The organism is Halorubrum sp. SP3 (assembly GCF_005435195.1).
GTDB lineage: Archaea > Halobacteriota > Halobacteria > Halobacteriales > Haloferacaceae > Halorubrum > Halorubrum sodomense.
Genome location: NZ_SGTU01000183.1, coordinates 501 through 756 on the forward strand (window position 1 = coordinate 501; position 256 = coordinate 756).

The window sequence follows — 256 nt, forward strand, 5'->3', positions numbered from 1 at the left end:
TCTCGACGGTGTCGCCCCAGAGCGCGGGGATCCTGCTCGTGCTGTTCGTCGTCATCGTCGGCACGGTCGCGGTGACCCGCAACCAGCTCCTGTACGTGACCTTCGACGAGACCGCGGCCGCCGTCTCCGGCATCTCCGTCAACTGGTACAACCGCGTGATGGTGATGCTGACGGCGATGGTCGTCGTCGGCGCGATGCAGATCATGGGCGTCATCCTCGTGGCGGCGATGCTCGTCGTGCCCGTCGCGGGCGCGAC

1 protein-coding gene is annotated in these 256 nt (G+C 67.6%); it reads left to right on the top strand.

All coding sequences use genetic code 11. The features are described 5' to 3' along the window. On the top strand, window positions 1-256 hold a 256-nt coding region (locus tag EXE42_RS20385), incomplete at both ends, for a metal ABC transporter permease (RefSeq protein ID WP_241988422.1).